The organism is Oceanibaculum sp. (assembly GCF_022449305.1).
GTDB lineage: Bacteria > Pseudomonadota > Alphaproteobacteria > Oceanibaculales > Oceanibaculaceae > Oceanibaculum > Oceanibaculum indicum.
The window spans coordinates 1-6,977 of sequence record NZ_JAKUSO010000099.1 but is presented as its reverse complement, the minus strand read 5'-3'; the positions used below and the strand labels follow the sequence as shown (position 1 = coordinate 6,977).

8 protein-coding genes and 1 riboswitch are annotated in these 6,977 nt (G+C 63.4%); of the genes, 3 read left to right on the top strand and 5 right to left on the bottom strand.

What is annotated here, in order from left to right:
* The 4 genes from MK313_RS17485 to MK313_RS17470 all read right to left on the bottom strand — a co-directional run.
* Window positions 1-250 (bottom strand): calcium-binding protein (locus tag MK313_RS17485; protein ID WP_416054152.1); only part of this gene is annotated, 250 nt, incomplete at its 3' end.
* Window positions 251-723: 473 nt separating this feature from the next.
* Entirely contained in the window at window positions 724-1,194 is a 471-nt protein-coding gene (locus MK313_RS17480) for a DM13 domain-containing protein (RefSeq protein ID WP_287783387.1), read from the bottom strand.
* Window positions 1,195-1,287: 93 nt separating this feature from the next.
* Window positions 1,288-1,920, bottom strand: coding sequence for a LysE family translocator (locus MK313_RS17475; protein WP_287783384.1), 633 nt, complete (start codon window positions 1,918-1,920; stop codon window positions 1,288-1,290).
* A 21-nt stretch (window positions 1,921-1,941) separates the two neighbouring features.
* Window positions 1,942-2,021, bottom strand: a riboswitch (ZMP/ZTP riboswitch).
* A 36-nt stretch (window positions 2,022-2,057) separates the two neighbouring features.
* Window positions 2,058-2,678: a hypothetical protein gene (locus tag MK313_RS17470; protein WP_287783382.1), complete on the bottom strand. Its 621-nt coding sequence runs from the start codon at window positions 2,676-2,678 to the stop codon at window positions 2,058-2,060.
* 129 nt (window positions 2,679-2,807) lie between these two features.
* Between MK313_RS17470 and MK313_RS17465 the strand changes: the two genes are divergently transcribed.
* Complete coding sequence (locus tag MK313_RS17465; RefSeq protein ID WP_287783379.1) at window positions 2,808-3,743, top strand: aminotransferase class IV; 936 nt, start codon at window positions 2,808-2,810, stop codon at window positions 3,741-3,743.
* Between the two features lie 9 nt (window positions 3,744-3,752).
* A complete protein-coding gene (locus tag MK313_RS17460) occupies window positions 3,753-5,315 on the top strand; it encodes a gamma-glutamyltransferase family protein (protein WP_287783377.1) in 1,563 nt (520 codons plus the stop codon).
* Between the two features lie 181 nt (window positions 5,316-5,496).
* On the opposite strand, the gene MK313_RS17455 is transcribed toward MK313_RS17460, so the two are convergent.
* Window positions 5,497-6,336 (bottom strand): branched-chain amino acid aminotransferase, encoded by an 840-nt coding sequence (locus MK313_RS17455; protein WP_008945849.1) that lies wholly within the window; start codon window positions 6,334-6,336, stop codon window positions 5,497-5,499.
* Between the two features lie 256 nt (window positions 6,337-6,592).
* Here MK313_RS17455 and MK313_RS17450 point away from each other — a divergent pair, with 256 nt between their 5' ends.
* Window positions 6,593-6,937, top strand: coding sequence for a DUF952 domain-containing protein (locus tag MK313_RS17450; RefSeq protein WP_287783374.1), 345 nt, complete (start codon window positions 6,593-6,595; stop codon window positions 6,935-6,937).
* Window positions 6,938-6,977: the final 40 nt, after the last annotated feature.

Sequence of the window (6,977 nt, the reverse complement as noted above, 5' to 3'; positions counted from 1 at the left end):
CGTCATTGCCCGCACCGCCTTCCAGCGTGTCTGCATTCATCCCGCCCTGCAGCACGTCATTTCCGCCAGACCCGATCAGCCAGTCATTGCCGTCGCCGCCATCGATGTCGTCGGCACCCTCCGCCCCGTTCAGCGTGTCGTTGCCGCCAAGACCCCGGATCGTGTCGTTCCCCAGACCGCCATTCACCAGATCCCCGTCAGCCGTCCCGACCAGATAATCGCTCGCATCCGTACCCGTCACCGTCGCCATCTCTTATTTCCCCACTTTTTGTAGAGCCCAAAGCAGCGCGGCAGTAGCCCAACAGTCACCGCCAACACTCAAGATCGTCGCGGCAGACTGAACTGCTCATCCCAAAACGCAGATTTGGACAGATTTGAACAGAATCAAAACCTAAGAATCACTTTCTAAGAAAAAATATCATTTTTGATCGACAGATCACAACCAGAGAAGCCCCGCTTAACTATAAAAAATCTGCATTTTTTACTGAAAATAATATCAAACAATATAATAGATACTTTTTTGATATTCATGGTATTTCTAAAAATTTTCACAGATACAGTCATATACACAGAGGATAAACTATCATCCGCCTTTAGAACAGCGCCCTTAAAGTGGTACTTTCTTTTCAAATTAACTTTATTCCGAGCCGGAAAAGCTCTTGAGTGGCATGGTCAAATCGCCTTCATGCCAAGGCGCATGCCCCAAGTCGCACACTAGGGCCTTCACCTGTAGCGAGCCGCCGTGATGAATTCGGAGAAGGATTCGCACCAGATCAGCACAGTGGTGTAGGCGGCCGGATCGACACCCGACGGCAGGTCCAGCACGAAGCCGTCGAAGCTCTTCACATCGCCGATCAGCCGGGCACTGTCCTTGATCGGCAGGAACTCCTCCTCATGCTCGACGAAGCGGTCGAGCAGATAGAGCTTGTAATCCGGCCCTGGCGCCAGCTTTCCCTCATGCACGATGCGGGTCGGCGTGAGGCTCACCTTGCCTTCGCCCCAGTGCAAGAAGTCACTGCCGCGCAGATCGCGCGTGAAGGCCGCCGTGAAGCTGGCGCCCTGCGCCTGTTCGCTGAGCACACCGGCATCGGGCGCTTTCGGTGCGGTGAGGATCGGCAGCATGTAAATTCCAAGCGCAAAGCCGATGGCTAGCGCGCCGCCATGCGTGATGGCCAGCAGAATGAACCGGCGCATATCCCCTCTCCCTCATCATCCCCCGATGCGGGGCAGCGTGGCCGGAAACCGCCCTCACGTCCAATCAAGGCTGCGTGACGGTAAAGGGCCCGGTCAGCGCCGGGCTTCGGTCGCCATCCGAACCGCCATCGCCGCCAGCACGCTTCCCATCAGCCACCGTTGCGCCACCATCCAGCCGGGCCGGGCGATCAGGAAGGCTGCGATCGACCCTGCGGCAATCGCGATCACGCTGTTCACGGCAACGCTGATGACGATCTGCGTGGCGCCCAGCGCCAGCGACTGGGTCAGCACGCTGCCCTGCGCCGGGTCGATGAATTGCGGCAACAGGGAGAGGTACATGACCGCGATCTTCGGATTCAGCAAATTGGTGAGAAACCCCATGGCGAACAGCTTGCGCGGGCTGTCCTTGGGCAGGTCCTTTACCTGGAAGGGCGAGCGGCCGCCCGGTCGCACTGCCTGCCAGGCCAGCCAGAGCAGATAGAGCGCGCCGGCGAAACGCAGCGCATCATAGGCATAGGGCACGGCCAGCACGATGGCGGTGATGCCGAAGGCGGCGCACAGCATGTAGAAAACGAAGCCGAGGGCGACGCCACCCAGCGAGATCAGCCCCGCGACCCGCCCCTGGCAGATCGAGCGCGAGATCAGATAGATCATGTTCGGTCCGGGCGTCAGGACCATGCCAAGCGCGATCAGGGCGAAGGCGAGCAGGCTGGCAACATCGGGCATGGGGACTCTCCGTTGGCTGTAGAGACATGCCCAGACGCGCGGCCTTTATCCCCGCGCTCCCCGATGGTGCTCCATCTTCAGCGTCAGTCACGCGGGTATGTTGATACTCACCTTAACACTGCCGCCACGCAAGCCGGTTAGCGCGGCGCTTGCCCGGTCACAGGCTCGGGCGGCCAGACCGGGGATTGCCGCGGCAGATCGGTCGATTTGTAGATAGCCTCCTGCTTCAGCACGATGGCGCGGGCCAGCGGCGCACGGTCGGTCGGCAGCATCTCCTCGCTGCGCGCCAGCATCTCCACCCACAATTCCTGCAGCCGCTCCAGATCGGTTGGCCCGCCCTTCATGCGGCCGATCTCGACCCGGCTCTTTTCAATCCAGTCCAGGGTCTTGCCGCGGGCGGCGTTCGCCTCCTCCACCTTCGCCCGGAAGGCGCGGATTTCCTTCATCGCATCACCGGCCGAGCCGCGGCAGGTCGCGGTCAGCGCCTCTATCTCGTCGAAGTCGGATGATGTCAGCTCGGCCAGCGGCTTGCCGTAATAGGTGAAGATCAGGCTGTTCACCGATAGCTGGCCGGACAAACGCGCGATCCGGTCCACCGGTGCATTGCCCCCCGGCAGGCGGGCGCATTGCGCATTCGCCCCGGCATCCTTGTCGCCATTCTTCTTCTGCCCCTGCGCCTCGGCCGGCTGCGCGAGGCCCAGACCGGCACTGATCAGCACGATGCTGAGCAGGCGCATGGCGGCCATACCGATTGTCATGGCGACATTCTCCGACTTTGCATTGCGCGGCCCCGCCGCTTCCTCTTCAATATTCCTAACATTTTCAGGAGATCGCCGTCAGCCATCCGGCGCGGCGGCCCGGCAAAGACAAGAATGGGGAGGTCCAGCATGAGTTCTCTCGCCAATGAGCGCGTCGCCTATTTCAACGGCCAGATCGTCCCGGAAAGCCAGGTGCTGATCCCGTTCCGCGACCGCGGTTTCAAATATGGCGACGCCGTATTCGACATGACGCGCACCTTCGGCCACCGCATCTTCAAGCTGAAGGAGCATGTGGACCGGCTCTACAAATCGCTCGCCTATCTGAAGATCGATCCGCAGATGTCGCCTGCCGAGATGATGCGGATTTCCCAGGAAGTGCTGGAGCGCAACCTGCACCTGATCGGCAAGGATGAGGATTACTGGGTCGGCCAGCGCATCTCGCGCGGCGTCGGCGAAAGCTTCTCCGGCACCCAGAACAGCGGCCCTACCGTCATCGTCGAATGCCTGCCGCTGCCGCTGAAGAACCGCGCGCCGCTGTACCGCGACGGCATCGACGTCATCGTGCCGTCGGTCCGCCGCACCCCGCCGGACGCGATGAGCCCGCGCGCCAAGACGCACAATTACATCAACCTGATCCTCGCCGACCTGGAGGCCCGCGCCCAGGATGCCGAGGCCTGGGCCGTGCTGCTGGACCAGGACGGAAATCTCTGCGAGGGGCTGGGTAGCAACGTCTTCGTTGTGACCGAGGGAAGGCTGCTCACACCGCGCAGCCGTTTCGTGCTGCCGGGCATCAGCCGGGGCCACACCATCGAGGCGGCGGAGAGTCTCGGCATCCCCTTCGCGGAAGCGGATATCGACCTGTACGACGCCTATACCGCCGACGAGATGTTCCTGACCTCCACCTCCCTGTGCATCTGCCCGGTGCGCAGCATCAATGGCCGCACAATCGGCGACGGCCCAAGGGCAGGTAAAGTGCCCGGCCCGGTCACCAAAAAGCTTATCGAAGGCTATGCGAAGTCGGTCGATTTCGACTTCATGGCCCAGTATCTCCGTCACCTCGCCTAAGGAAATTCCATGCAGCCGCGTATCGAAAACTGGCAGATCACCAAGCCCGTCATCCGCTCCAAGGGCGGCATCGTCGCCGCGCAAAGTGCGCGGGCGGCACGGCTGGGGGCCGAGGTGCTGGCCGATGGCGGCAATGCCGTCGATGCGGCGGTGACCACCGCCTTCGCCCTGTCGGTGTTCGAGCCCTGGATGAGCGGGCTGGGCGGCATCGGCTACATGCTGATCTACAGCGCGAAGGAGAAGAAGGTCCACGCCATCGACTTCGCCGCGATCTCGCCGAAGAAGCTCGATATCGCCGCCTACCCGCTGGCCTCGGGCGGCACCGATTCGGACTTCTTCAACTGGCCCGCCGTGAAGGAGGGGCGGAACCTGAAAGGCCCGCTCTCCATCGCCGTGCCGGGGGCGGTGGACGGGCTGGGCCTTGCGCATGAACGCTTTGGCTCCAAGCCCTGGGCGGAGCTGCTGCAACCCGCCATCGCGGCGGCAAAGGCCGGCCATCCGGTCGATTGGTGGACGACGTTGCGCGTTGCCGGCGAAGCGGTGACGATCCGCGAATTCCCGACAACGTCTGCCGTCTATATGCCGAACGACCTGCCGCCGGCACAGGGCGAGGGCGCAGCCCCTCGCCTCGATATGGGGCATCTCGCCGACACCATGACGCGCCTCGCCGAGGCCGGGCGGCGCGATTTCTACGAGGGCGAGATCGCCCGTGCCATCGCCGCCGACATGAAGGAGATGGGCGGCTTCCTCGACCGCGACGACCTTGCCGCCTACAAGGCGCATTTCGCCACGCCGACGCAGCACAAGCGCGGCCAGGGCACTATCCATCTGCTGCCGGGGCTGAATGCCGGGCCGACCTTCGCCGACACGCTGGCACGGCTGCCCGCCGACCTGGGGAAGAACGCCAGCGATGCCAATTGTTTCGCGGCCTATGCGAAGGCGCTGACCGCCGCCTACCAGCGCCGCATGGAATCGATGGGCCATGATGGCGACATGGCCGGCCAGGGCTGCACGACGCATTTCTCCGTGGTCGATGCCGAGGGCAATATGGTCAGCCTCACCAATACGCTGCTGTCCGTCTTCGGCTCGAAGGTCGTGCTGCCGAAGACCGGCGTGATGATGAACAACGGCATCAACTGGTTTGACCCGCGCCCCGGCCGGGCAAATTCCATCGCTGCCGGCAAGCGCCCGCTGTGCAACATGTCGCCGGCCATGGTGACGAAGGATGGCGAGGGCTGGTTCGCGATCGGCGCCTCGGGCGGCCGGCGCATCTTCCCGGCGGTGTTCCAGCTCAGCCTGTTCCTGGCGGAGCGCGGCATGGACCTTGAGACCGCAATGCACGCACCGCGCATCAATGTCGACGGCCCGGACCGCATCGAGGCCCATCCGGACCTTGACGCCGCGGTGCTGGACGCGCTGGAGAAGGTGGCGCCGGTGACGCTGACCGAGCCGACCATCTTACCGACCAGCTATGCCACGCCGCAGGTCGTGCTGCGCGAAGGCGGCGTGAATTACGGCGGCGCCCACCCGCATTCCCCGGCAGCAGCGGCGATCACCGTCCTGCCGGGCTGAGGGGGCAGCAACTCTAGTTCTCGCATGTCATTCCCGGCCTTGTGCCGGGAATCCAGACATCAGCCAGCTCGACCAAAGAAAGTGCACGCTGAAAAATGGCCCCCCGCAACAAGTGCGGGGGTGACACATAAAAAATGCTGATTGATAGGGGCCAGAAAGCCCTCTTATGGCGCCGGCAGCCTCACCCCTTATGGGCGAATTCCCAGTACAGCTTGCGGGCGAGCGTATAGACCGGCCCCGGCTGCAGGCTGCGATCACCGACGCCGGTGCAGGGCTGCACCTTGGCGTAATTGCCGGTGGAGAAAATCTCGTCGGCATTCATCAGGTCGTTCACCGTCACCTGGCATTCGACCACGCTGGTTCCCGCGTCGCGCAGCAGCTTGATGACACGCTGGCGGGTGATGCCGTTCAGGAAGCAGCCATTCGGCGCTGGCGTCATCACCGTGCCGTCCTTCACCATGAACAGGTTGGAGGTGGCGAATTCCGCGACATTGCCGATCTGGTCCAGGATCACTGCATTCTCAAAGCCGCTCTCGCGCGCCAGCCGCATCGCCCGACCGCTGTTCGGATAGAGGCAGGATGCCTTGGCATCGGTCGGGGCGGTCTCCGGCGTCGGCCGGCGATAGGGCGAGATCATCGCGCGGAAATTGCCGGTCGGGTCCGGCATCGGCGATTCATAGACCGACAGCATGAAGCGCGTCGTCTCGGGATCGGGGTCGATCCAGCCGCTTTCGGCGAAGAACATCGGACGGATATAGAGCTGCGTGCCGCTAGGGAATTTCCGCACGCCTTCCAGGCACAGCTCATGCACCTCGCCCGCCGTCAGCGGCGCGCGCAGGCCCAGCGCCTTGGCGGAACGGATCGAGCGTTCGCAATGCAGGTCGAGGTCGGGCGTGGTGCCCTCGAAGGCGCGGGCGCCATCGAAGATGATGCCGGACAGCCAGGTGGCGTGACTGAGCGGCCCCAGCACCGGCGGATTGCCGTCATGCCATTTGCCATCCACATAGCTGTAAGCCTGCATCTTCTTAACTCCTGGTGGGCAAGCGAAATGCCGGTTGCCCGCATCGCGGCGGGATAGGCCCGGCATCCTTCTGATCGTTTCTGTGCGAACAGCATAGCCCGGCTTTATCGGCAAGGCCAAGACATGCTGGACCGGAATGGGTTGCGCATCAGCCTCGGCGCTCCTGCATGGCTTCGCACCGCATGACACCGCCGCTTGCCGGCCACCGCCGGTTTGACCTACTGTCCTGCGCATGCGGACGAAAATGATTTACACCATGGCGCGTGCAGCCGATTGGCGCAGTGCCGAAGCGAGCGGACAGTATGATGGATCGGCCAACGACAAGGCCGATGGTTTCCTGCATTTCTCGACTGCCGAACAGCTGCCGGGCAGCGCCGCCAAGCACCGGCGCGGCGAGACGGATCTGATCCTTGTGGCCGTCGAGGCCAGCCGACTGGGCGCAGCGCTGAAGTGGGAGCCGGCACGCGGCGGCCAGCTTTTCCCGCATCTCTATGGCTCCCTGCCGCTGGCGCTGGTGGACCGCGCTGTCCCCCTGCCGCTGGGGACGGACGGGCTGCACATCTTCCCGCCGCTCGACCACAGCCCCGCCGAAGAAAGCTGACGAATGGACGCCGCTTCCCTGGCCATGCCGCTGCTGCGGC

Coding starts and splice junctions, on each gene's coding strand:
- MK313_RS17480 (WP_287783387.1), bottom strand. CDS start 1,194: ATGCGCCGGTTCATTCTGCTGGCCATCACGCATGGCGGCGCGCTAGCC.
- MK313_RS17475 (WP_287783384.1), bottom strand. CDS start 1,920: ATGCCCGATGTTGCCAGCCTGCTCGCCTTCGCCCTGATCGCGCTTGGC.
- MK313_RS17465 (WP_287783379.1), top strand. CDS start 2,808: ATGAGTTCTCTCGCCAATGAGCGCGTCGCCTATTTCAACGGCCAGATC.
- MK313_RS17470 (WP_287783382.1), bottom strand. CDS start 2,678: ATGACAATCGGTATGGCCGCCATGCGCCTGCTCAGCATCGTGCTGATC.
- MK313_RS17450 (WP_287783374.1), top strand. CDS start 6,593: ATGGCGCGTGCAGCCGATTGGCGCAGTGCCGAAGCGAGCGGACAGTAT.
- MK313_RS17455 (WP_008945849.1), bottom strand. CDS start 6,336: ATGCAGGCTTACAGCTATGTGGATGGCAAATGGCATGACGGCAATCCG.
- MK313_RS17460 (WP_287783377.1), top strand. CDS start 3,753: ATGCAGCCGCGTATCGAAAACTGGCAGATCACCAAGCCCGTCATCCGC.